The organism is Pectobacterium versatile (assembly GCF_020166435.1).
Taxonomy (GTDB): Bacteria; Pseudomonadota; Gammaproteobacteria; order Enterobacterales; family Enterobacteriaceae; genus Pectobacterium; species Pectobacterium versatile.
This window is the reverse complement of the sequence record NZ_JAINZP010000004.1, coordinates 112713-136236: the sequence shown is the minus strand read 5'-3', so window position 1 is coordinate 136236 and position 23524 is coordinate 112713. Positions and strand designations below refer to the sequence as shown.

Below are 23524 nucleotides of genomic sequence, written 5' to 3'. Positions count from 1 at the left end.
ATGCTGGAAAATTATAAACATACCACCGTCCTGTTGGATGAGGCAGTAAATGGCCTGAACATTCGCAGCGGCGGCATATACATCGACGGTACATTTGGCCGTGGTGGTCATTCTCGTCTGATTCTTTCCCAACTGGGGCCGGAAGGGCGCCTGTTAGCTATCGATCGCGATCCTCAGGCTATTGAAGCCGCCAAGGCGATTGACGATCCTCGTTTCTCTATTATTCACGGGCCGTTTTCTGCTATGGCGGAGTATGTTGCGGAACTCGGACTGACCGGGCAGATCGATGGCGTTCTGCTCGATCTTGGCGTTTCTTCCCCTCAGCTTGATGACCCTGAACGTGGATTCTCATTTATGCGCGATGGCCCGTTGGATATGCGTATGGATCCGACGCGTGGCTTGTCTGCTGCTGAATGGCTGATGAAAGCGGAAGCTGACGACATTGTCTGGGTCTTAAAAACGTTCGGCGAAGAGCGTTTTGCCAAGCGTATTGCTCGCGCCATTGTGGAACGTAATCGTCTCGATCCGATGACGCGGACAAAAGAACTCGCCGAATTGATCGCTGCCGCCAGCCCGTTTCGGGAAAAACATAAACATCCAGCAACGCGCAGTTTTCAGGCGATCCGTATTTACATCAATAGCGAACTGGAAGAGATCGAACGTGCATTAGAAGGCGCACTGAGCGTACTGGCTCCGCAGGGCCGTCTGTCAGTGATCAGCTTCCACTCGTTAGAAGATCGGATTGTGAAACGATTTATTCGCCATCAGAGCCGTGGACCACAGGTGCCAGCTGGCTTGCCGTTAACGGAAGAGCAACTGCGCAGCCAGGGCGGACAGACGTTAAAAGCTGTCGGCAAGAAACTGATGCCTTCGGAAGAAGAAGTTGCAGAAAATCCACGCGCGCGCAGTTCGGTTCTGCGCTTCGCTGAGAGACTGCCAGCATGATCGGGAACGAACGGCATACTTTGGTCGGCGTCATCGGTGAGGATTTGCTGCGTCATGCAAAGCTCCCAGTGTTGCTGATGGTTGCCGTGCTGGTTTCTGCGGTCTTTGTGGTCACCACGGCACATAAGACACGTCTGCTGACAGCAGAACGCGAGCAGCTTCTGCTGGAGCGTGATGCGTTGGATATTGAATGGCGAAACCTGATCCTGGAGGAAAACTCACTAGGGGATCACAGCCGCGTGGAGCGGATCGCGACGGAAAAACTGCAAATGGGGCATGTTGATCCGTCACAGGAAAATATTGTGGTTAAGCAATGAACTAAATAGGCAACCAGCTAAGCATGAAAGCAGCTCGTACAGGAAAATTAAAGCGCCAGGAAGATCAAGCCAGCTTTGTTAGCTGGCGTTTTGCGTTGCTTTGCGGCTGTATCCTGCTTGCGATGGTTGGCTTAATGGCTCGTGCTGCCTACCTTCAGGTCATCAACCCAGACAGGCTAGTGCGTGAAGGGGATATGCGTTCCTTACGCGTGCAGGAAGTACCAACGGCACGCGGCATGATAAGCGATCGTGCTGGCCGCCCTTTGGCCGTCAGCGTGCCAGTAAATGCCGTTTGGGCCGATCCAAAAGAAGTCAACGAACGTGGCGGTATTACGTTGGATACGCGTTGGAAAGCGCTTTCTGATGCACTCGATATCCCGTTGGATCAATTGGCAACGAAGATCAATGCTAACCCTAAAGGGCGCTTTGTTTACCTGGCACGCCAGGTAAATCCAGCTATTGGTGAATATATCCATAAGCTGAAATTGCCGGGTATTAATCTGCGTCAGGAGTCTCGCCGATACTATCCCTCTGGACAAGTGACCTCTCACCTGATCGGCTTCACCAATATTGATGGGCAAGGCATTGAAGGGGTAGAGAAAAGTTTTGACCGCTGGTTGACCGGCCAACCCGGTGAACGAACCGTTCGTAAAGACCGATTTGGCCGTGTGATTGAAGATATCTCCTCCGTTGACAGTCAGGCTGCACATAATCTGGCGCTTAGTATTGATGAGCGTTTACAGGCGCTGGTTTACCGTGAACTCAATAATGCTGTTGCATTTAACAAAGCTGAGTCAGGCACGGCCGTACTGGTTGATGTGAATACGGGCGAAGTACTGGCAATGGCGAATAGCCCATCTTATAACCCGAACAATCTGGCGGGTACGCCGCAAGACATTATGCGTAACCGCGCGATTACCGACATTTTCGAGCCCGGCTCTACTATTAAACCGATGGTGGTGATGACGGCGTTGCAGCGCGGGGTGGTGAAAGAGAACAGCGTGTTAAGCACCCTGCCGTATTACGTCAATGGACATGAAATCAAAGACGTGGCGCGTTATAGCGAATTGACACTTACGGGCGTGCTTCAGAAATCGAGTAACGTTGGCGTATCTAAGCTGGCGTTAGCGATGCCTTCCTCTGCGCTAGTCGATACTTACGCGCGCTTTGGATTGGGAAAAGCGACCAATTTGGGGTTGGTCGGAGAAAGCAGTGGCTTATACCCTCAAAAACAACGGTGGTCTGACATAGAGAGAGCCACCTTTTCTTTCGGCTACGGGCTGATGGTAACACCGTTACAGTTAGCGCGAGTTTACGCCACGATCGGCAGTTTCGGTATTTACCGCCCACTATCGATTACCCGAGTTGATCCACCTGTTCCTGGTGAGCGCGTCTTCCCTGAAGCGCTAGTGCGTTCCGTTGTGCACATGATGGAAAGCGTTGCGCTGCCCGGTGGCGGCGGGACTAAAGCGGCCATCAAAGGTTACCGTATTGCGATTAAAACAGGTACGGCTAAGAAAGTAGGACCGGATGGCAAGTACATCAACAAATATATTGCCTACACGGCGGGTGTGGCGCCAGCCAGCAACCCACGTTTTGCTCTGGTTGTCGTGATTAACGATCCACAGGCAGGGAAGTACTACGGCGGCGCGGTTTCTGCGCCAATCTTTGGCGCCATCATGGGCGGCGTTCTGCGTACGATGAATATCGAACCGGATGCGTTGCCGACGGGCGAAAAAAACGAGTTTGTAATTAATAGAGAAGAGGGATCAGGTGGCAGATCGTAATTTGCGCGATTTACTTGCGCCGTGGGTGCAAGACACTCCGGCGCGCGCGCTGCGGGAAATGACATTAGACAGCCGCGTTGCGGCTGCCGGGGATCTGTTTGTCGCGATTGTCGGGCACAAAGCAGATGGACGGCGCTATATTCCGCAGGCAATTGCGCAAGGCGTAGCAGCGATTGTTGCCGAAGCAGAAGGTGAGGCCGCTGATGGCGCCGTTCGCGAAATGCACGGTGTGCCAGTGGTGTATCTCAGCAATCTGAACCAGCGACTGTCCGTGCTGGCAGGCCGTTTTTATCAGCAGCCTGCGGAAAAGTTACAGCTGATTGGCGTAACGGGAACCAACGGAAAAACGACGACGACTCAGCTTCTGGCCCAGTGGAGTCAGGCATTAGGCGAAACGAGTGCCGTGATGGGCACGGTAGGCAATGGCCTATTGGGTCGGGCGATTCCGACAGAGAATACGACAGGATCTGCTGTCGATGTTCAGCAGGTACTGAGCCAGCTGGTAGAGCAAGGCGCGACGTTCGCCGCAATGGAAGTGTCCTCGCACGGTCTGGTGCAGCATCGTGTGGCTGCGTTGCCGTTCGCGGTGGCGGTGTTCACTAACCTGAGCCGCGATCATCTTGACTATCATGGCGATATGGAAAGCTACGAAGCGGCTAAATGGGCGCTGTTCGCCGAGCATAGCGTCGGGCAGATGATTATCAACGCTGATGATGAGGTTGGGCTGCGCTGGTTGGCGAAGCTGCCGGATGCGGTTGCTGTCACTATGGAGAACAATCTGGTCCCCGGCTGCCGTGGGCGCTGGCTGAAAGCGACACAGATTGATTATCACGACAATGGTGCCACGATCGCGTTTGATTCAAGCTGGGGGCATGGCGAAATTGAAAGCCGTCTGATGGGCGCGTTTAACGTCAGTAATATGCTGCTGGCGCTGGCAACGCTGCTGTCTCTGGGCTATCCGCTTGATAAATTGGTCATCGCGGGTTCTCATCTGCAACCCGTATGTGGCCGCATGGAGGTTTTCCATGCTGAAGCAAAACCAACGGTCGTTGTGGATTACGCTCACACGCCAGACGCGCTGGAAAAAGCGCTTGAAGCGGCGCGCTTGCACTGTCAGGGGAAACTCTGGTGTGTGTTTGGCTGTGGTGGCGATCGTGATAAAGGTAAGCGCCCACTTATGGGCGGTATCGCAGAACAACTGGCTGACCGCGTTGTGGTTACCGATGATAACCCGCGTAGCGAAGAGCCTCAGGCGATCGTGGCAGATATTCTCTCCGGATTGCTGGATGCTGGGCGCGTTCAGGTCATTCACGGACGTGCTGAAGCGGTTACCAGCGCGATCATGCAGGCGCAGGAAAATGACGTGGTGCTGGTTGCGGGTAAAGGGCACGAAGATTACCAACTGGTTGGCAATCAGCGTCTCGATTATTCCGATCGTATCACCGTTGCCCGCCTGTTGGGGGTGATTGCATGATTCGCGTCTCCTTGCAGCAGCTTGCCACGGTGCTGAATGCGCAGCTGATTGGCAAAGATATTGAAATTGAAGATGTTTCAACCGATACGCGTAAGTTGACGTCCGGCGGTTTGTTTGTTGCGCTGAAAGGCGAGAAATTCGACGCGCATGATTACGCTGCTGATGCAGTGAAAGGCGGCGCGGCGGCTCTTTTAGTCAGTAAGCACTTACATATCGATGTGCCGCAGCTGCTGGTGAGCGATACGCGTCTGGCACTGGGTCAATTAGGTGCCTGGATTCGTCAGCAGTCAACGGCGCGTGTTGTCGCCCTGACAGGCTCTTCCGGCAAAACCTCGGTTAAAGAGATGACGGCGGCGATTCTGCGCCAGTGTGGCTCCGTGTTGTATACCGCTGGTAACTTCAACAACGATATCGGTGTGCCGCTAACGCTGTTGCGTCTGACGGCGAAACACCAGTTCGCAGTGATTGAGCTGGGGGCGAATCACATTGGTGAGATTGCCTATACCACCGATCTGGTGCGGCCGGAAAGCGCGTTGGTCAACAACTTAGCTGCCGCGCATCTGGAAGGTTTTGGTTCACTGGCTGGCGTGGCGCAGGCGAAAGGTGAGATTTTTTCTGGTTTGCCAGTAGATGGCGTAGCGATCGTGAATGCGGACAGCAACGATTTCCCGCACTGGCAGGTCATGCTGAATCATAAAACCGTCTGGCGTTTCTCACCGCAGGCTGCTTGCGATATCGATTTTTTTGCCAGCGACGTAGATGTTTTGGCGCAAGGCACGCGTTTCACTCTGCATACACCGTTTGGTGAAACGCAGGTTCTGCTGCCTTTACCGGGTAGACATAACATCTCGAACGCACTGGCGGCGGCTTCGCTGGCGATGTCCGTCGGAGCGACGCTGGAAGCCGTTAAAGCTGGGTTATCTCAGCTTCAGGCGGTGCCGGGGCGGTTGTTTCCGGTTGCGTTGTCTGAAGGCAAACTGCTGCTGGATGACAGCTACAACGCCAATGTCGGTTCAATGACGGCGGCGGCACAGGTGCTGGCGGAGATGCCGGGCTACCGCGTGATGGTCGTTGGTGATATGGGCGAACTGGGTGATGAAGCCCCTGAGTGGCATCGTCAAGTGGGCGAAGCGGCGCGTGTTGCAGGCATTGATCGCGTATTAAGTGTGGGAACATTGAGTGAATTGATCGGCACTGCCAGTGGCAATGGTGAGCATTTTCAGGATAAAGCCGCGCTGGTTTCACGTTTGAAGGTGCTGATGTCAGAACATAACGTCATCAGCGTATTGGTCAAAGGCTCACGCAGTGCTGCGATGGAGCAGGTTGTACATGCATTACAGGAGAATGCGCAATGTTAGTATGGCTGGCCGAACATTTGGCCAAACTTTATACCGGTTTTAACGTCTTTTCTTATTTGACGTTCCGCGCCATTGTCAGCCTGCTGACCGCATTGGTTATTTCCCTATGGATGGGACCGCATATGATCGCTTGGCTGCAGCGTTTGCAGATTGGGCAGGTTGTGCGTAACGAAGGGCCAGAATCACATTTCAGTAAGCGCGGAACCCCGACGATGGGCGGCGTGATGATCCTCGTCGCGATCATCGTTTCCGTTTTGATGTGGGCGAATCTGTCGAACCCGTATGTCTGGTGCGTACTGCTGGTGTTAGCAGGCTATGGCGCGGTCGGGTTTGTTGATGACTATCGCAAAGTGGTCCGTAAGGATACCAAGGGGCTGATTGCCCGCTGGAAATATTTCTGGCAGTCAGTGATTGCACTCGTGGTGGCTTTCACCATGTATTCCATCGGCAAAGATACGCCAGCCACGCAGCTGGTTGTGCCGTTTTTCAAAGACGTAATGCCACAATTGGGTCTGCTCTATGTTGCGCTGGCCTACTTTGTGATTGTCGGCACCAGTAATGCCGTAAACCTGACTGATGGTCTGGATGGCTTGGCAATCATGCCGACCGTGTTTGTTGCCGCAGGCTTTGCGCTGGTGGCATGGGCAACGGGGAACATGAATTTTGCTGGTTATCTACATATTCCGTATATCCGTCATGCCAGTGAACTGGTGATCGTCTGTACCGCGATTGTGGGCGCGGGGCTTGGATTCCTGTGGTTTAACACCTATCCGGCGCAGGTCTTCATGGGAGACGTAGGTTCTCTGGCGCTGGGCGGCGCGTTGGGGACGATCGCGGTCCTGCTGCGTCAGGAGTTTTTGTTAGTGATTATGGGCGGTGTTTTCGTAGTCGAAACGCTGTCGGTGATTTTGCAAGTCGGGTCCTTTAAGTTGCGCGGGCAGCGGATCTTCCGCATGGCGCCAATTCATCATCATTATGAACTTAAGGGCTGGCCGGAACCGCGCGTGATTGTGCGCTTCTGGATTATTTCGTTGATGCTAGTGCTGATTGGCCTGGCAACGCTGAAGGTACGGTAAGACATGGTGGACTATCAGGGTAAAAAAGTCGTCATTATCGGGTTGGGTCTGACTGGGCTCTCCTGTGTTGATTTCTTTCTCGCGCGTGGTGTTGTACCGCGTGTGGTGGATACCCGTATCAGTCCGCCGGGTCTGGATAAGCTGCCGGAGCAGGTGGAACGACATCTCGGTAGCCTGAATGAAGACTGGCTGATGAGTGCGGATTTGATCGTCGCCAGCCCCGGTGTTGCGTTGGCAACGCCGATTCTGTGTGACGCCGCCGATGCTGGCATTGAGATCGTTGGCGATATCGAACTGTTCTGCCGTGAAGCGCAGGCGCCGATTGTTGCGATTACCGGTTCTAACGGTAAAAGCACGGTGACGACGCTGGTCGGCGAAATGGCACGAGCGGCGGGTTGGCAGGTGGGGGTCGGCGGCAATATTGGTCTACCTGCGCTGCAACTGCTTGAGCAGCCTGCTCAGCTTTATGTGTTGGAGCTGTCGAGTTTCCAGTTGGAAACGACGAGTAGCCTGCACGCCGCTGCGGCAACCATTCTGAACGTGACGGAAGATCACACCAACCGTTACCCGTTTGGTCTACAGCAGTATCGGGCGGCGAAATTGCGTATTTATGAACACGCAAATTTGTGTGTTGTGAATGCTGACGATGCGCTGACCATGCCAGTTCGCGGTGCGGATGCACGCTGTCGCAGTTTTGGAGTTGATGTCGGCGATTATCATCTTAACCGCCAGCAAGGAGAAACTTGGCTGCGTGTGGACGGTGAACGTGTACTCAATACCCGTGAAATCAAGCTGGTCGGGCAGCACAATTATACGAATGCATTGGCCGCGCTGGCGCTGGCTGATGCCGTGAAGATTCCGCGCTCGTCTGCGCTGACGGTGCTGACGTCATTTACTGGGCTGCCTCATCGCTTTCAAATGGCCTTTGAGCGCAACGGCGTGCGGTGGATCAATGATTCTAAAGCCACCAATGTGGGCAGCACCGAGGCTGCATTGAGCGGTTTGGCGGTAGAAGGCACGTTACATCTGCTGCTAGGTGGTGACGGTAAATCTGCCGATTTCTCGCCGCTGGTGCCGTATTTGCAGGGCGAGCACATTCATGTGTACTGCTTCGGTCAGGATGGGCAACAGCTGGCTGCACTGCGTCTGGAAATTGCCGAGCAGACAGAAACGATGGAACAGGCGATGCGTATCATCGCTGAACGCGTTAAGCCGGGCGATCTGGTGCTGCTGTCGCCAGCCTGCGCAAGCCTGGATCAGTTCCGCAGTTTTGAACAGCGAGGCGATGAATTTGCTCGTCTGGCGGAGGAGTTAGGCTGATGCGGTTCTTCGGGCTGGCGTTTATCGAACGCATCAAGAACTGGGTTATGGGAACGCGCGAAAGCGATACGCTCAGCGTTGTCCTGTACGACAGAACATTGGTGTGGTTGACGCTTGGGCTGGCCGTGATTGGCTTTGTGATGGTGACGTCGGCTTCTATGCCTGTCGGGCAGCGTCTTGCCAGCGACCCGTTCCTGTTCGCGAAACGTGATGCGATTTATCTGGGATTGGCATTTGGCCTGTCGTTAATCACTCTGCGCGTCCCGATGGAGATATGGCAACGTTACAGTCCTGTACTGTTATTACTCGCCATCGTCATGCTGCTGGTTGTGCTAGTCGTGGGAAGCTCGGTCAACGGTGCATCACGCTGGATCTCGCTGGGGCCATTGCGCATCCAGCCTGCGGAATTATCCAAGCTGGCGCTGTTTTGCTACTTGTCCAGTTACATGGTGCGCAAAGTTGAAGAAGTACGAAATAACTTCTGGGGCTTTTGCAAACCGATGGGCGTGATGGTGGTGCTGGCGGTGTTGCTGTTGGCTCAGCCCGACCTCGGTACGGTGGTGGTACTGTTTATTACGACGTTGGCGATGTTGTTTCTGGCTGGTGCCAAGATGTGGCAGTTTCTGGCGATCATTGGTTCCGGTGGGTTTGCCGTTGGCTTGCTGATTGTGGCTGAACCCTACCGTATGCGGCGTGTGACATCTTTCTGGAATCCATGGGACGATCCGTTCGGCGATGGCTACCAGCTAACACAATCTCTGATGGCGTTTGGGCGCGGTGAATTCTGGGGGCAGGGGTTGGGGAATTCAGTGCAAAAACTGGAGTATTTGCCGGAGGCGCATACCGATTTCATTTTCTCTATTTTAGGTGAGGAACTCGGCTATATCGGTGTGGTTTTGGCGTTGTTAATGATATTCTTCGTCGCTTTTCGCGCGATGTCTATTGGGAAGCGGGCGCTGGAGATCGATCAGCGTTTTTCGGGCTTTCTGGCATGTTCTATCGGTGTCTGGTTCAGCTTTCAGACGCTGGTAAATGTAGGCGCGGCGGCGGGGATGCTACCGACAAAAGGGCTGACGTTGCCGCTGATCAGTTACGGTGGTTCCAGTTTGCTGATTATGTCGACGGCGATTGTTTTGCTGTTACGTATTGATTTTGAAACGCGTCTGACGAAAGCGCAGGCGTTTACGAGAGGTGCCCGATGAGTGGCGAAGGCAAGCGTTTGATGGTGATGGCTGGCGGTACGGGTGGGCATGTTTTCCCCGGGCTGGCGGTTGCGCACCACCTGATGGCGCAGGGCTGGCAGGTTCGCTGGTTAGGTACGGCGGATCGTATAGAAGCCGATTTGGTGCCTAAGCATGGTATCGAAATTGATTTCATCCGTATTTCTGGCTTGCGTGGTAAAGGCATTCTGGCGCAGTTAAGCGCGCCGATTCGTATTTTTCAGGCCGTGCGTCAGGCGCGGGCGATTATGCGCCGTTACCAGCCTGATGTGGTGCTGGGTATGGGCGGTTATGTTTCCGGCCCCGGCGGCTTGGCTGCCTGGCTGTGTGGCATTCCAGTCGTACTGCATGAGCAGAACGGTATTGCGGGGCTGACCAATCGCTGGTTATCCCATATCGCTAAGAAGGTATTGCAGGCATTTCCGGGCGCATTTCCTAAAGCGGATGTTGTGGGGAACCCAGTCAGAACCGATGTGCTGGCATTGCCTGCGCCGGAAACTCGATTAGCCGATCGCTCAGGCCCTGTGAGGGTGCTGGTTGTTGGTGGTAGTCAGGGCGCAAGAGTGCTGAACCAAACGCTACCCGGCGTGGCGGCACAGTTGGGCGATCGCGTGACGATCTGGCATCAGGTCGGCAAAGGCGCGTTATCAACCGTTCAACAGGCCTATCAGGATGTTGGGCAGACGCAGCACAAGATTACTGAGTTTATTGATGACATGGCGGCAGCTTACGCCTGGGCGGATGTTGTAGTGTGCCGTTCCGGCGCACTAACCGTCAGTGAAATTGCGGCGGCTGGGCTATCGGCACTGTTTGTTCCGTTCCAGCATAAAGATCGGCAGCAGTACTGGAATGCGCTGCCGTTGGAAAAGGCAGGTGCGGCAAAAATTATTGAGCAGCCACAGTTCAGCGTGGCGGCGGTTAGCGAGGTGCTGTCCAGTTGGGATCGCGCCACCTTGCTGACAATGGCGCAAAAAGCCCGCGCAGTGGCCATCCCAGATGCAACCGAACGGGTTGCGGCGGAAGTCAGTGCAGCGGCAGGCAGTCGGGCCACACGTGTGGCTCATGATTAATTAATACAACGTTGTCGGACAACGGCTGTGCGACGACGCTACAAGGTAACGATAGAATAAAGTGAATACTCAACAACTGGCGAAACTACGTTCAATCGTGCCCGAGATGCATCGCGTCCGGCACATACACTTTGTCGGCATCGGCGGTGCTGGCATGGGTGGTATCGCCGAAGTGTTGGCCAACGAAGGTTATGAGATTAGCGGGTCCGATCTGGCACCGAACGCGGTGACGCAGCAGTTGACCGAACTTGGCGCGCAGATTTATTTCCATCACCGTGCGGAGAATGTTCTGAACGCCAGCGTGGTGGTGGTATCGAGTGCGATTACTGCGGATAACCCTGAGATTGTCGCCGCGCATGACGCACGTATTCCGGTGATCCGTCGTGCCGAGATGTTGGCGGAACTGATGCGTTTTCGTCACGGTATTGCGATTGCGGGTACGCACGGTAAGACGACCACAACGGCTATGGTCTCCAGTATTTACGCGGAAGCGGGACTGGATCCGACGTTTGTGAATGGCGGATTAGTGAAGGCGGCAGGAACGCATGCGCGTTTGGGCTCAAGCCGCTACCTGATTGCGGAAGCAGATGAAAGCGATGCGTCTTTCCTGCATTTGCAGCCGATGGTGGCGATTGTGACCAACATTGAAGCCGACCATATGGACACCTATCAGGGCGATTTTGAGAACCTGAAGCAGACGTTCATCAATTTCCTGCACAACCTGCCGTTTTACGGGCAAGCGGTGATGTGTATTGATGATGCAGTAATCCGTGAGCTGTTGCCGCGCGTGGGACGTCATATCACCACGTATGGCTTTAGCGACGATGCCGATGTGCGTATTTCAGGGTATCACCAGACTGGTGCGCAAGGGCATTTTACGCTGGAGCGGAAAGATAAACCGCTGCTCACTGTTACGCTGAATGCGCCGGGGCGTCACAATGCGCTCAACGCAGCGGCGGCGGTTGCGGTGGCGACCGATGAGGGCATTGATGACGAAGCGATTCTGCGCGCGCTGGAGCGTTTTCAGGGTACCGGACGTCGCTTTGATTTCCTCGGTGAGTACCCGCTTGAACTGGTTAATGGGCAAAGCGGTACGGCGATGTTGGTGGATGATTACGGCCACCATCCGACGGAAGTTGACGCCACGATTAAAGCCGCCCGTGCTGGGTGGCCGAATAAGCGGTTGGTCATGATTTTTCAGCCGCATCGCTATACGCGAACCCGCGATTTGTATGATGATTTCGCGCATGTGTTATCACAGGTTGACGTGCTGCTGATGTTGGATGTGTATTCCGCCGGAGAGTCGCCGATTCCGGGCGCGGACAGCCGCTCGCTGTGCCGTACGATTCGCGGAAGAGGTAAGATTGATCCGATTCTGGTGACGGATGTGGATACTTTACCGGAACTGTTGTCACAGGCGCTGCGAGGTGAAGACCTGATTTTGGTTCAGGGCGCCGGCAACATCGGTAAACTGGCGCGTAAACTGGCTGATTCCAGATTACAGCCACAGATGAGTGAATGAGGAACATCATGACTGAGAAAGTTGCTGTATTGCTTGGTGGAACCTCTGCCGAACGTGAAGTCTCGTTACTTTCCGGTCAGGCGGTTTTGGCTGGTCTGAAAGAAGCGGGTATCAATGCGCATGCGGTTGATACCCGTGACGTCTCTGTGACGACGTTAAAAGAAGAAGGTTTCACCAAAATATTCATCGCCTTACATGGTCGTGGTGGCGAAGACGGTATATTGCAGGGCGTTCTGGAGTTCCTGGGCTTGCCGTATACCGGTAGCGGCGTCATGGCGTCCGCACTGACGATGGATAAACTCCGCACCAAACAGGTGTGGCAAGCCGTGGGATTACCGGTATCGCCATACGTGGCGCTGGATCGTCGCCAATATTCGGAAACAGCGGCAAACGCCTTGTTGGCGAAGTTTACCCATCTCGGCTTGCCGTTGATCGTTAAGCCAAGCCGTGAAGGTTCCAGTGTGGGTATGAGCAAAGTGAATACGCTTAGCGAACTGCCTGCGGCATTGGAAGAAGCATTCCGTCACGATGACGATATTTTGGTCGAGAAATGGCTGAGCGGCCCAGAGTATACGGTTGCTATCCTAGGTGATGAGGTATTGCCTTCTATTCGTATTCAGCCTGCGGGTACGTTTTACGATTATGAAGCGAAGTATTTATCGGATGATACGCAGTATTTCTGTCCGAGTGGTTTGCCAGATGAGCAAGAGCAAGCGTTAGCTGGACTGGCGATGGCGGCTTATCGTGCGGTGGGTTGCTGCGGGTGGGGACGTGTCGATTTTATGCTGGATAGCGACGGTGCCTTCTATCTGCTTGAAGTGAATACGTCTCCAGGGATGACGAGCCACAGCCTGGTTCCTATGGCCGCGCGCCAACGTGGGCTGACTTTCTCGCAACTGGTCGTGGAAATTTTAGGGCTTGCTGGCTGATATGTCGCAGGCGGCGCTGAATACACGCGGACGAGAGCCTGAAACGAAAGGAACACGTCGCAGTAATGGAGGCCAATTGGCAGGGATGATTTTCCTGCTGATGGTGATAGGGACGATCGTCTGGGGAAGCTGGATGGTAGTGGGGTGGATGAAAGATGCCAGCCGCTTACCGCTCTCCCGCATGGCCGTGACAGGGGAAAGGCAGTACACCACCAACGACGATATCCGTCAGGCCATTTTGTCGTTGGGGTCGCCGGGAACGTTCATGACACAGGATGTGAACGTGATCCAGCAGCAGATTGAACGCCTGTCGTGGATAAAACAGGCCAGCGTGCGCAAGCAGTGGCCGGACGAATTAAAGATTCATCTGGTTGAATATGTTCCGGTAGCACGTTGGAATGACCAGCTAATGGTTGATGCGGAAGGAAATTCGTTCAGTGTACCCGCCGAACGTATTGGTAATCGCAAGATGCCGTTGCTGTATGGCCCGGAAGGCAGTGAGGCTGAAGTGTTGGAAGGCTACCGCACAATGAATCAGACGCTGGTTGCTGGGAAGTTTACGTTAAAGACGGTTGCGATGAGCGCACGGCATTCGTGGCAACTAGGATTAGACGATGATACTCGCCTTGAGTTGGGGCGGGACGATAGGGCCAAACGTCTGAAACGATTTATCGAGCTGTATCCGCTGTTGCAGCGGCAGGCTCAGAGCGAAAACAAACGTATCAGCCATGTGGACTTGCGGTACGACAGCGGTGCCGCGATAGGCTGGGCTCCAGCCTTGCTTGATCAACAAAATGGTGATCGGCAACGAGTTGGTCAGCAATAAGACATTGATCAGCAACAGAACAGTAACCAGAAACAAGCACAGGCTAAACAACAATGATCAAGTCGACGGACAGAAAACTGGTAGTTGGGCTGGAAATCGGTACAGCAAAAGTGGCTGCGCTGGTAGGGGAGGTTCTGCCCGATGGCATGGTCAATATTATTGGCGTAGGCAGTTGCCCGTCACGCGGTATGGATAAAGGCGGCGTAAACGATCTGGAATCAGTCGTTAAATGTGTTCAGCGTGCTATTGATCAGGCTGAGTTGATGGCAGACTGCCAGATCTCTTCCGTGTATCTGGCGCTGTCGGGAAAACACATCAGTTGCCAGAATGAAATAGGGATGGTGCCTATTTCAGAAGAAGAAGTGTCACAGGACGACGTGGAAAGCGTGGTGCATACCGCCAAGTCCGTGCGCGTACGCGATGAGCACCGTGTTCTCCATGTGATTCCACAGGAATATGCGATCGATTATCAGGAAGGGATTAAAAACCCGGTTGGCTTATCCGGCGTGCGCATGCAGGCGAAAGTCCACCTGATAACCTGCCATAACGATATGGCGAAGAATATTGTTAAAGCTGTTGAACGCTGTGGCTTAAAGGTCGACCAACTGATTTTTGCAGGCCTAGCGTCCAGCTATGCGGTTCTGACAGAGGACGAACGTGAGCTGGGTGTGTGCGTCGTGGATATCGGTGGCGGTACAATGGACATCGCGGTTTATACCGGTGGCGCATTGCGACACACTAAAGTGATTCCTTATGCAGGCAATGTGGTTACGAGCGATATTGCCTATGCGTTTGGTACACCGCCGACGGATGCCGAAGCGATTAAAGTGCGCCATGGTTGTGCACTAGGTGCGATCGTCAGCAAAGATGAAAATGTGGAGGTCCCGAGCGTTGGAGGACGTCCACCCCGCAGTCTGCAACGACAGACATTGGCGGAAGTGATTGAACCACGTTACACCGAGCTGTTGAACTTGGTGAACGATGAACTTTTACAGTTGCAGGAGCAGTTGCGTCAACAAGGCGTGAAACACCATCTGGCGGCAGGGATTGTGCTGACGGGCGGTGCCGCGCAAATAGACGGTCTGGCGGCCTGTGCGCAGCGTGTGTTCCATACACAGGTGCGTATTGGACAACCAATGAATATAACAGGGCTGACGGATTATGCCCAAGAGCCTTATTACTCAACGGCGGTTGGGTTGCTGCATTACGGAAAAGAATCTCATCTGGGCGGTGAGCATGAAGTCGAAAAACGTGCCTCAGTGAGCAACTGGTTCAAGCGAATCAACAGCTGGTTGAGGAAAGAATTTTAATTTTATCAAAGAGATCACCTGGCACAGTTTTATGATCTCGCAGTTACAGGCACAAACGGAGAGAAATTATGTTTGAACCAATGGAATTAACCAACGACGCGGTGATTAAAGTCATCGGCGTCGGTGGCGGCGGTGGTAACGCCGTCGAACACATGGTGCGTGAGCGCATCGAAGGCGTCGAGTTCTTTGCGGTCAACACGGATGCGCAGGCATTACGTAAAACAGCTGTTGGCCAGACTATTCAGATCGGTAGCGGTATCACAAAAGGCCTGGGTGCAGGCGCTAACCCTGAAGTCGGCCGTAATTCGGCTGAAGAAGATCGTGAAGCACTGCGTTCAGCACTGGAAGGTGCGGACATGGTGTTTATCGCCGCAGGTATGGGCGGTGGTACGGGAACAGGTGCTGCACCAGTTGTTGCCGAAGTCGCAAAAGACCTGGGCATTCTGACTGTCGCTGTCGTGACCAAGCCTTTCAACTTTGAAGGCAAAAAGCGTATGGCGTTTGCAGAGCAGGGTATCGCCGAGCTGTCTAAGCACGTCGACTCGCTGATCACCATTCCAAACGACAAACTGCTAAAAGTGCTGGGGCGCGGTATCTCCCTGCTGGATGCATTTGGCGCGGCAAACGATGTACTGAAAGGCGCGGTGCAGGGTATTGCCGAGCTGATCACGCGTCCGGGCCTGATGAACGTCGACTTTGCAGACGTGCGTACCGTGATGTCCGAAATGGGTTATGCCATGATGGGTTCCGGTGTTGCGCGTGGTGAAGACCGTGCAGAAGAAGCGGCTGAAATGGCGATCTCCAGCCCACTGTTGGAAGACATCGATCTGTCCGGCGCACGTGGCGTGTTGGTCAACATCACGGCGGGCTTTGACCTGCGTCTGGATGAGTTCGAGACGGTAGGTAACACCATCCGTGCATTCGCGTCCGATAATGCGACCGTCGTAATCGGTACGTCGCTTGACCCAGAAATGAATGATGAACTGCGGGTAACGGTTGTTGCGACGGGTATCGGCATGGACAAACGTCCTGAGATTACTCTGGTAACGAACAAGCAGGCCAGCCAGCCTGTGATGGATCATCGTTATCAGCAACACGGTATGACGCCGCTGGCGCAGGAAAAACCGGCTGCCAAAGTGGTTAACGACCAGAATCCGCAGACGAATAAAGAGCCAGACTATCTGGATATCCCAGCGTTTCTGCGTAAGCAGGCAGACTAATTTGCTGCCAGATAACGTTGGAATCTCCGCTCTTTGTGCTAAACTGTGCCACCGAACCTGGTTTATACTAGGTTCGTAGGTTCAGTAACATGCGAGATAAAATGATGATCAAACAACGTACATTAAAACGTATTGTTCAGGCGACTGGTGTCGGGTTACATACCGGCAAGAAGGTCACGTTGACCATGCGTCCTGCACCGGCAAATACCGGGGTCATCTATCGCCGCACAGACTTGAATCCCCCGGTTGATTTTCCGGCTGATGCAAAATCCGTGCGTGATACCATGCTCTGTACTTGCCTGGTTAATGAGCATGACGTCCGTATTTCTACGGTGGAGCATCTTAACGCTGCGCTTGCAGGGTTGGGCATTGACAATATTGTCATTGATGTTGACGCGCCAGAAATTCCAATTATGGATGGCAGCGCCAGCCCGTTCGTTTACCTGCTGTTAGATGCGGGTATCGAAGAGCTGAATTGTGCCAAGAAATTCGTACGTATCAAACAGTCCGTTCGCGTTGAAGATGGCGACAAGTGGGCCGAAATGAAACCGTTTAACGGCTTCAGCTTGGATTTCACTATCGACTTCAACCACCCGGCGATTGATGCGGGCAACCAGCGCTATCGTTTGGATTTCTCCGCTGATGCGTTTGTTCGCCAGATCAGCCGTGCGCGTACATTCGGCTTCATGCGCGATATCGAATACTTGCAGTCTCGTGGGTTGTGCCTGGGCGGCAGTATGGATTGTGCCATCGTCGTTGACGATTACCGCGTACTGAACGAAGACGGTCTGCGTTTTGAAGATGAGTTTGTCCGCCATAAAATGCTGGATGCCATCGGTGACCTGTTTATGTGTGGCTACAACATCATCGGTGCGTTTTCTGCGTTTAAATCTGGACACGCACTGAACAACAAACTGTTGCAGGCTGTGCTGGCAAATCAGGAAGCGTGGGAATACGTGACCTTTGAAGACGAAGCTGAAATGCCGTTGGCGTTTAAAGCACCGTCTATCGTGCTGGCGTAACGCTTGAAATTGAAGTAATCATTTCTTATTACGACTGGTTTTACTGGTACTCTCTCCGGCCAGCGAAGCCAGTCGTTCTAATATCTTTCTGAGTTTTTCCGGGCTGTTGCCTGCTAACGTCCTCAATGTCTCCGCACTTTGTTCACTCAACTGACGCAACGGTTTGTCGTCGGTATTTTCCGTCGCTGCAATGCCACTATTTTTCACGATTTCATGCCCTTTTGCGGCAAGCGTTGGATTAATCCTGATGTCGATTGAAGCCAATGATGGTAGTATTTGTGCGCGTAATGCAGAGAGCAACGCAGGTTGTTCGTAACGTAACCGCATCAACCAACTGGCGTTGGCGGTTTCCAGTATTAGTAAACCTTGCCGGTAATTAGCGACGCGGCACCATGGGTGCAACGGTGCAGGCAGTAATCCGCGTACGGCGCGGTTGAGTTTTAATAAGGCGATAGCGCGCTGTTGCACATCTTGTAGCGGGCCTTTACCCGACATGGATGCGCTATCAAACAGAAATTCCAGTGATTGTGGGCGGCTATCACGCATAGGCTTGGCTCCGGTGGATGTTACTCGTGATTGGTATTCTAAATCGTTGGCGACAATTTGGCAGACGTTATTTCTGGCCGCATCTCTTATTAGGGATGGTCGCGGCGAGTCTTGGCTTGCCGACAAGCCTGAACGACTCACAGGATATCGCCTCACTCCCGAATTCAAGCTCCAGTGTTAGTCGCCAGAATAACGTATCGCTGAACCTTACCGATCTGGTCGCCCTGAAAGAAGCGCATCGGCGTTCGTCCTACAGTGTTGACTACTGGCATCAGCATGCGATTCGCACGGTCATCCGTCATCTTTCTTTTGCGTTGACGACACCACAGACGGCCAGTGCCCAGCAGGTTGACGATCTTCAACCTCATTCTCTGGTTTTGCTGGATACGCTAAATGCGTTGCTGACGCAGGATTCCCAGTATCCCTTTGTGATCTCCCCCCATGCTGGGCGCGTCACTTTTTATCCTCAGGCACACCATCAAATCGGCATCTGGCTTGCCCAAATTCGCGGCATCCGTGCAGGACCTTCTCTTCTCAGCTGAAAGTGTAGTGGATAATTAGCTGAAGAAATTTCTCTCTTTTTTTGCTGAGTTTCTCAGTTTTTCGATGTTGTGTTGCCACTGGATACGTGGCACTTGTGAGATTAAAATTATTATGGTCATGAATATCCTAACCAAAATTTTTGGTAGCCGTAACGATCGTACGCTGCGTCGTATGCGTAAAAATGTTGATGTCATCAGTCGTTTAGAGCCAGAAATGGAAAAACTTTCAGATGAGGAACTGCAAGCGAAAACGCTGGAGTTCCGTGTTCGTCTGGAAAAAGGCGCGACGTTGGAGAGTTTGCTGCCGGAAGCCTTCGCCGTGGTGCGTGAATCCAGTAAACGTGTATTTGGCATGCGCCACTTCGACGTGCAGCTTCTCGGCGGTATGGTATTGAACGAACGCTGCATCGCGGAGATGCGTACTGGTGAAGGTAAAACGCTGACGGCAACGCTGCCTGCGTACCTGAATGCGCTGACGGGTCGCGGCGTACACGTAGTTACCGTGAACGATTATCTGGCACAGCGTGACGCCGAAAATAACCGTCCGTTGTTTGAATTCCTTGGCCTGAGCGTTGGTATCAACCTGCCGGGAATGCCTGCTCCGGCGAAGCGTGAAGCCTATGCGGCAGACATCACCTACGGTACCAATAACGAATACGGTTTTGACTACCTGCGTGACAACATGGCGTTCAGCCCAGAAGAACGCGTACAGCGTAAATTGTACTACGCGCTGGTGGATGAGGTTGACTCCATCCTGATCGATGAAGCGCGTACGCCGCTGATCATTTCCGGCCCGGCTGAAGACAGCTCTGAGCTTTATATCAGCGTCAATAAAATCATCCCCCACCTGATCCGTCAGGAGAAAGATGATTCGGATACCTTCCTCGGCGAAGGCCATTTCTCTGTTGATGAGAAAGCGCGTCAGGTTAACCTCACCGAACGTGGTCTGGTTCTGGTAGAAGAATTGCTGGTGAAAGAAGGCATTATGGAAGAGGGTGAGTCGCTGTACTCTCCGACCAACATCATGCTGATGCATCATGTGACCGCCGCGCTGCGTGCGCACGTATTGTTTACCCGCGATGTCGATTACATTGTGAAAGACGGTGAAGTGATCATCGTCGACGAACATACTGGCCGTACCATGCAGGGGCGTCGCTGGTCCGATGGCCTGCATCAGGCTGTGGAAGCGAAAGAGAAGGTGGCCATTCAGAATGAAAACCAGACGCTGGCTTCCATTACCTTCCAGAATTACTTCCGCCTGTATGAAAAACTGGCAGGGATGACCGGTACGGCAGATACCGAGGCATTCGAGTTCAGCTCTATCTATAAGCTGGATACGATTGTGGTGCCGACCAACCGTCCGATGGTTCGTAAAGACTTGCCTGACCTGGTCTACATGACCGAGCAGGAAAAAATCGATGCCATCATTGAAGATATCAAAGACCGCTCTGTAAAAGGTCAGCCTATTCTGGTCGGTACGATTTCCATCGAGAAATCCGAAGTGGTTTCTCAGGCGCTGGAAAAAGCGGGCATCAAACACAATGTGCTGAATGCGAAATTTCACGCCATGGAAGCGGACATCGTTGCGCAGGCAGGTCAGTCTGGTGCGGTCACCATCGCGACCAACATGGCCGGTCGTGGTACGGACATCGTATTGGGTGGTAGCTGGCAGGCAGAAGTCGCACATCTGGAAAACCCAGATGACGCACAAATTGCAGAAATCAAAGCGGCCTGGAAAGTGCGCCATGATGCGGTGTTGGCTGCGGGTGGTTTGCACATTATCGGTACAGAACGTCATGAGTCTCGCCGTATCGATAACCAGCTGCGTGGTCGTTCTGGCCGTCAGGGGGATGCGGGTTCATCACGCTTCTATCTGTCGATGGAAGATGCGCTGATGCGTATTTTTGCCTCCGATCGCGTTTCCAACATGATGCGTAAACTGGGTATGAAACCGGGCGAAGCGATTGAGCACCCGTGGGTCACCAAGGCGATTGCTAACGCACAGCGTAAAGTGGAAAGCCGTAACTTTGATATTCGTAAACAGCTGCTGGAATACGATGATGTGGCGAACGATCAACGTCGTGCGATCTACACACAGCGTAACGAACTGCTGGATGTGTCCGATATCAGTGAAACCATCACCAGTATTCGTGAAGATGTGTTTAAAGCGACTATCGACAGCTATATTCCACCGGAATCTCTGGAAGAAATGTGGGATACGGAAGGTCTGGAACAGCGCCTGAAGAACGACTTCGATCTGGATATGCCGATCAAGGCGTGGCTGGATAAAGAGCCTGAGCTGCATGAAGAAACGCTGCGTGAACGTATTTTCCAGCACGCGCTTGAGGTTTATCATCGCAAAGAAGAAGTGGTTGGCACGGAAGTCATGCGCAACTTCGAGAAAGGCGTGATGCTGCAGACGCTGGATTCCTTGTGGAAAGAGCATCTGGCGGCAATGGATTACCTGCGTCAGGGCATCCATCTTCGTGGTTATGCTCAGAAAGATCCGAAACAAGAATATAAGCGTGAGTCGTTCTCTATGTTTGCCGCGATGCTGGAATCACTGAAATATGAAGTGATCAGCACGCTGAGCAAAGTCCAGGTGAGAATGCCAGAAGAAATCGAAGCGCTGGAGCAGCAACGCCGTGAAGAAGCTGAGCGTTTGGCGCAGCAGCAACAGTTTAGCCATCAGGAAGAAGATAGCCTGAATACGGGTTCACCGGCGCAGGCAGACCGTAAAATTGGACGTAACGACCCTTGCCCATGTGGTTCAGGCAAGAAATATAAGCAGTGCCACGGTCGTTTACAGAAATAATTGACTGCTGAATCCAGTGATTAAAATGTGATAAGTACAAGGGCGGTCATTGACCGCCTTTTACTTGATAAGAACCTGATAGGAAGTGTCATGACGCAAAAACAGTTATCCGTCGCGGTAGGTATCATCCGCAATGCGGAGCAGCAATATTTCATTGCTCGCCGCCCTGATGGCGTTCATATGGCAGGGATGTGGGAATTTCCCGGCGGTAAAGTTGAAGAGGGCGAAACGCCAGAGCAGGCGCTGATTCGTGAACTACATGAAGAAACGGGCATCGAAGCTAGCGCACCACAGGCGCTAAACGATAAAACGTTTTCTACACCGGAGAGAATCATCACGCTTCATTTCTTTCTGGTTGAAACGTGGCTGGGGAAACCTTATGGCCGGGAAGGTCAGGAATCTCGCTGGGTTAACGTAGACGAATTACGTGAGGAAGAATTTCCGCCAGCGAATGCGGAGATGATCCGCTGGCTGAAATCGCTTTAATCTAGCTTTACTTTTTCCTGTCTGAAAGCCCCGGCCTGAAAGCTATAGTGGCGAAACGTGGCCGTTAGCGCGTTTCGCTCCATTCTTCACTATCAGAAACCATATCATCACTTGGAATGCGCTTTTCTTCATCAGCCCATTCACCCAAATCGATGAGCTGACAGCGTTTGCTGCAAAATGGGCGATAGATGCTGGCTGCTTCCCAGATGACCGCCTGCTTGCAGGTTGGGCATTTCACCGTCGTAACTTCTGTTGTCATAAGATTCTTTTTCACTCTATTTGTGACTTAACACATTCTGGTTTGTCAGGGCTGAGTCTAGCAGCAGGCCAGTTCAAATGTTAAACGCGGAGGAATGTGGCCGTTTTCACTATCTAATGGTAGAAAACGGATGGCATAGCGTGTCTTATGGCCGGAGATCTGCGGATAGAGCTGATGTACCTGTTCAAGGCGCAAACGTAGCAGGTCAGCATCGGAGGCATTGTCCTGGAAGAAGCCGTTCAGGCTGGTCTGTGGGCGGAACGTGCCGGAGTGGCGGATCAGCTCCAGGATCATATCCAGCGCTTGTTTGAGCGGCGACAGGGAGTTAAGCCAGCCGGAAACCAATTTCTCGCGCAGTTCCTGAGGCTGGTGCAGCCAGCTATGCAGAGTGGGCAGATCAAAACTACAGCATCCGCCAGGGATACCGAGCCGCTGGCGTACCATGCCAATCAGGCGATCTTCACGTAAGAACTGCCCCATTCGTGGTGCGGCTATCAGCGTACTGGCCAGATCTTTCAATTGGCGTCTCAGCGTATGGATGCGCTCCATGTCAACGCCCGGTACATCACTCCATTGCAGCAGTTTTTGCTGTTGCCGCTCCAGTTCTTTCAGCAGCTCGGTGCGTACATCTCCACGTTCCAATACATCGAGCAGCTCGGCTATGGCACGAAAAAATGTCAGAGCGCCTCCCATATCGGTCAGGGAGTGGTTTTGATGCAACTGCTGCAATAATGACTCGATACGCAACCAGGTACGTGTTTTTTCGTTCAGCGGGTATTCGAATAAAATCGTTGAGGGGGCGTCACTCATTCTTAGTCATCCTGTCGGCTGCGGAGGCGGCGAGCTCTAGGTACTGGCGGTGTAATTCCGCAACCTGTGGAGCCAGCTCGTTTGGGCAGCGACTGTTATCAATAATATCATCGGCATAAGCCAGGCGTTGTTCTCGGGTAGCCTGTGCTGCCAGTATGTTTTCTGCTTGCTGCCGACTGATGCCATCGCGGGCCAGCGTGCGCGCAAGCTGTGTTTCTTTGTCTACATCAACGACCAGAATACGCTGTGCTCGTTGTTGTAAACCGTTCTCCACCAGTAAAGGGACGACCCACAGAATGTACGGTGCGGATGCAGCCTGAAACCGGGCCTGTGTTTCCTGATGGATCAACGGATGGAGTAAATTATTCAGCCACTGTTTCTCCTCTGGTGAGGAAAAAATCCGTTGGCGTAGTGCGGCACGGTTCAATGAACCATCGGTATTGAGCATAGTGTCGCCAAACCGGAGCCTGATGGCGTCCAGTGCGGGTTTCCCAGGCTCGACTACCTGACGCGCGATGATATCCGCATCAACGATAGTGGCCCCTAATGTGGCAAATTCATCGGCTACGGTGCTTTTTCCGCTGCCGATACCGCCCGTTAAGGCTACGATGTATGTCATTGCACTCGTGTTGAGAAGTTAACATTTCTACTATTTTCAAAGGTGAGGGAT

At 53.1% G+C, this 23524-nt stretch carries 22 protein-coding genes; 18 read left to right on the top strand and 4 right to left on the bottom strand.

Annotation, left to right across the window (positions count from 1 at the left end):
* The 15 genes from rsmH (at position 1) to lpxC (ending at position 17396) form a co-directional block, all read left to right on the top strand.
* Positions 1-945, top strand: a complete 945-nt coding sequence (gene rsmH / locus K7X24_RS07320; RefSeq protein WP_224553974.1) for a 16S rRNA (cytosine(1402)-N(4))-methyltransferase RsmH — start codon at positions 1-3, stop codon at positions 943-945.
* The gene (gene ftsL, locus K7X24_RS07315; protein WP_039278301.1) at positions 942-1262 is read left to right on the top strand and encodes a cell division protein FtsL; all 321 of its coding nucleotides are present in this window, start codon (positions 942-944) and stop codon (positions 1260-1262) included. Before rsmH ends, ftsL begins: the two co-directional genes overlap by 4 nt.
* Before the next feature lie 23 nt (positions 1263-1285).
* Positions 1286-3049, top strand: coding sequence for a peptidoglycan glycosyltransferase FtsI (locus K7X24_RS07310; RefSeq protein ID WP_224553971.1), 1764 nt, complete (start codon positions 1286-1288; stop codon positions 3047-3049).
* A complete protein-coding gene (gene murE / locus K7X24_RS07305; protein WP_224553969.1) occupies positions 3036-4523 on the top strand; it encodes a UDP-N-acetylmuramoyl-L-alanyl-D-glutamate--2,6-diaminopimelate ligase in 1488 nt (495 codons plus the stop codon). Before K7X24_RS07310 ends, murE begins: the two co-directional genes overlap by 14 nt.
* Positions 4520-5881, top strand: coding sequence for a UDP-N-acetylmuramoyl-tripeptide--D-alanyl-D-alanine ligase (gene murF, locus K7X24_RS07300; protein WP_224553966.1), 1362 nt, complete (start codon positions 4520-4522; stop codon positions 5879-5881). Before murE ends, murF begins: the two co-directional genes overlap by 4 nt.
* Complete coding sequence (mraY, locus tag K7X24_RS07295; protein WP_010298023.1) at positions 5875-6957, top strand: phospho-N-acetylmuramoyl-pentapeptide-transferase; 1083 nt, start codon at positions 5875-5877, stop codon at positions 6955-6957. Before murF ends, mraY begins: the two co-directional genes overlap by 7 nt.
* A 3-nt stretch (positions 6958-6960) precedes the next feature.
* Positions 6961-8277: a UDP-N-acetylmuramoyl-L-alanine--D-glutamate ligase gene (murD, locus tag K7X24_RS07290; protein ID WP_224553964.1), complete on the top strand. Its 1317-nt coding sequence runs from the start codon at positions 6961-6963 to the stop codon at positions 8275-8277.
* Positions 8277-9479 (top strand): cell division protein FtsW, encoded by a 1203-nt coding sequence (gene ftsW, locus K7X24_RS07285; RefSeq protein WP_224553962.1) that lies wholly within the window; start codon positions 8277-8279, stop codon positions 9477-9479. The genes murD and ftsW overlap by 1 nt, the downstream gene beginning before the upstream one ends.
* On the top strand, positions 9476-10567 hold the full coding sequence (gene murG / locus K7X24_RS07280) for an undecaprenyldiphospho-muramoylpentapeptide beta-N-acetylglucosaminyltransferase (protein ID WP_224553961.1): 1092 nt from the start codon (positions 9476-9478) through the stop codon (positions 10565-10567). Before ftsW ends, murG begins: the two co-directional genes overlap by 4 nt.
* Positions 10568-10628: 61 nt before the next feature.
* Positions 10629-12089, top strand: coding sequence for a UDP-N-acetylmuramate--L-alanine ligase (gene murC, locus K7X24_RS07275; protein WP_039470049.1), 1461 nt, complete (start codon positions 10629-10631; stop codon positions 12087-12089).
* Positions 12090-12097: 8 nt separating this feature from the next.
* On the top strand, positions 12098-13018 hold the full coding sequence (locus K7X24_RS07270; protein ID WP_224553959.1) for a D-alanine--D-alanine ligase: 921 nt from the start codon (positions 12098-12100) through the stop codon (positions 13016-13018).
* Between the two features lies 1 nt (position 13019).
* Entirely contained in the window at positions 13020-13844 is an 825-nt protein-coding gene (gene ftsQ, locus K7X24_RS07265; protein WP_224554125.1) for a cell division protein FtsQ, read from the top strand.
* A 53-nt stretch (positions 13845-13897) separates the two neighbouring features.
* Complete coding sequence (gene ftsA / locus K7X24_RS07260; protein WP_224553957.1) at positions 13898-15154, top strand: cell division protein FtsA; 1257 nt, start codon at positions 13898-13900, stop codon at positions 15152-15154.
* Positions 15155-15222: 68 nt separating this feature from the next.
* Complete coding sequence (gene ftsZ, locus K7X24_RS07255) at positions 15223-16374, top strand: cell division protein FtsZ (RefSeq protein ID WP_005975217.1); 1152 nt, start codon at positions 15223-15225, stop codon at positions 16372-16374.
* Positions 16375-16478: 104 nt separating this feature from the next.
* Complete coding sequence (gene lpxC, locus K7X24_RS07250; protein ID WP_029367880.1) at positions 16479-17396, top strand: UDP-3-O-acyl-N-acetylglucosamine deacetylase; 918 nt, start codon at positions 16479-16481, stop codon at positions 17394-17396.
* Positions 17397-17414: 18 nt separating this feature from the next.
* On the opposite strand, the gene K7X24_RS07245 is transcribed toward lpxC, so the two are convergent.
* A complete protein-coding gene (locus tag K7X24_RS07245; RefSeq protein ID WP_224553955.1) occupies positions 17415-17942 on the bottom strand; it encodes a DUF721 domain-containing protein in 528 nt (175 codons plus the stop codon).
* Between the two features lie 26 nt (positions 17943-17968).
* On the opposite strand from K7X24_RS07245, the gene secM reads away from it, so the two are divergent.
* The 3 genes from secM (at position 17969) to mutT (ending at position 21785) form a co-directional block, all read left to right on the top strand.
* On the top strand, positions 17969-18484 hold the full coding sequence (gene secM / locus K7X24_RS07240; RefSeq protein WP_170310035.1) for a secA translation cis-regulator SecM: 516 nt from the start codon (positions 17969-17971) through the stop codon (positions 18482-18484).
* A gap of 112 nt (positions 18485-18596) precedes the next feature.
* Complete coding sequence (gene secA, locus K7X24_RS07235; RefSeq protein ID WP_103861868.1) at positions 18597-21299, top strand: preprotein translocase subunit SecA; 2703 nt, start codon at positions 18597-18599, stop codon at positions 21297-21299.
* A gap of 90 nt (positions 21300-21389) precedes the next feature.
* Positions 21390-21785 carry an 8-oxo-dGTP diphosphatase MutT gene (gene mutT / locus K7X24_RS07230; protein ID WP_103861867.1) on the top strand — a complete coding sequence of 132 codons (396 nt, stop codon included), beginning with the start codon at positions 21390-21392 and terminating at the stop codon, positions 21783-21785.
* 64 nt (positions 21786-21849) lie between these two features.
* On the opposite strand, the gene yacG is transcribed toward mutT, so the two are convergent.
* From yacG to coaE, 3 genes are read right to left on the bottom strand one after another with little or no spacing between them, the layout of a single operon-like run.
* Positions 21850-22044, bottom strand: a complete 195-nt coding sequence (gene yacG / locus K7X24_RS07225) for a DNA gyrase inhibitor YacG (protein WP_010297975.1) — start codon at positions 22042-22044, stop codon at positions 21850-21852.
* Between the two features lie 57 nt (positions 22045-22101).
* The gene (gene zapD, locus K7X24_RS07220; protein ID WP_040044057.1) at positions 22102-22854 is read right to left on the bottom strand and encodes a cell division protein ZapD; all 753 of its coding nucleotides are present in this window, start codon (positions 22852-22854) and stop codon (positions 22102-22104) included.
* Entirely contained in the window at positions 22847-23473 is a 627-nt protein-coding gene (gene coaE / locus K7X24_RS07215) for a dephospho-CoA kinase (protein WP_224553953.1), read from the bottom strand. The genes zapD and coaE overlap by 8 nt, the downstream gene beginning before the upstream one ends.
* Positions 23474-23524: the final 51 nt, after the last annotated feature.

What these genes read in the sequence shown, in the direction of transcription:
- rsmH (WP_224553974.1), top strand. Translation starts at nt 1, where the DNA reads ATGCTGGAAAATTATAAACATACCACCGTCCTGTTGGATGAGGCAGTA.
- ftsL (WP_039278301.1), top strand. Translation starts at nt 942, where the DNA reads ATGATCGGGAACGAACGGCATACTTTGGTCGGCGTCATCGGTGAGGAT.
- K7X24_RS07310 (WP_224553971.1), top strand. Translation starts at nt 1,286, where the DNA reads ATGAAAGCAGCTCGTACAGGAAAATTAAAGCGCCAGGAAGATCAAGCC.
- murF (WP_224553966.1), top strand. Translation starts at nt 4,520, where the DNA reads ATGATTCGCGTCTCCTTGCAGCAGCTTGCCACGGTGCTGAATGCGCAG.
- mraY (WP_010298023.1), top strand. Translation starts at nt 5,875, where the DNA reads ATGTTAGTATGGCTGGCCGAACATTTGGCCAAACTTTATACCGGTTTT.
- murD (WP_224553964.1), top strand. Translation starts at nt 6,961, where the DNA reads ATGGTGGACTATCAGGGTAAAAAAGTCGTCATTATCGGGTTGGGTCTG.
- ftsW (WP_224553962.1), top strand. Translation starts at nt 8,277, where the DNA reads ATGCGGTTCTTCGGGCTGGCGTTTATCGAACGCATCAAGAACTGGGTT.
- murG (WP_224553961.1), top strand. Translation starts at nt 9,476, where the DNA reads ATGAGTGGCGAAGGCAAGCGTTTGATGGTGATGGCTGGCGGTACGGGT.
- K7X24_RS07270 (WP_224553959.1), top strand. Translation starts at nt 12,098, where the DNA reads ATGACTGAGAAAGTTGCTGTATTGCTTGGTGGAACCTCTGCCGAACGT.
- ftsQ (WP_224554125.1), top strand. Translation starts at nt 13,020, where the DNA reads ATGTCGCAGGCGGCGCTGAATACACGCGGACGAGAGCCTGAAACGAAA.
- ftsA (WP_224553957.1), top strand. Translation starts at nt 13,898, where the DNA reads ATGATCAAGTCGACGGACAGAAAACTGGTAGTTGGGCTGGAAATCGGT.
- ftsZ (WP_005975217.1), top strand. Translation starts at nt 15,223, where the DNA reads ATGTTTGAACCAATGGAATTAACCAACGACGCGGTGATTAAAGTCATC.
- lpxC (WP_029367880.1), top strand. Translation starts at nt 16,479, where the DNA reads ATGATCAAACAACGTACATTAAAACGTATTGTTCAGGCGACTGGTGTC.
- K7X24_RS07245 (WP_224553955.1), bottom strand. Translation starts at nt 17,942, where the DNA reads ATGCGTGATAGCCGCCCACAATCACTGGAATTTCTGTTTGATAGCGCA.
- secA (WP_103861868.1), top strand. Translation starts at nt 18,597, where the DNA reads ATGGTCATGAATATCCTAACCAAAATTTTTGGTAGCCGTAACGATCGT.
- mutT (WP_103861867.1), top strand. Translation starts at nt 21,390, where the DNA reads ATGACGCAAAAACAGTTATCCGTCGCGGTAGGTATCATCCGCAATGCG.
- yacG (WP_010297975.1), bottom strand. Translation starts at nt 22,044, where the DNA reads ATGACAACAGAAGTTACGACGGTGAAATGCCCAACCTGCAAGCAGGCG.
- zapD (WP_040044057.1), bottom strand. Translation starts at nt 22,854, where the DNA reads ATGAGTGACGCCCCCTCAACGATTTTATTCGAATACCCGCTGAACGAA.
- coaE (WP_224553953.1), bottom strand. Translation starts at nt 23,473, where the DNA reads ATGACATACATCGTAGCCTTAACGGGCGGTATCGGCAGCGGAAAAAGC.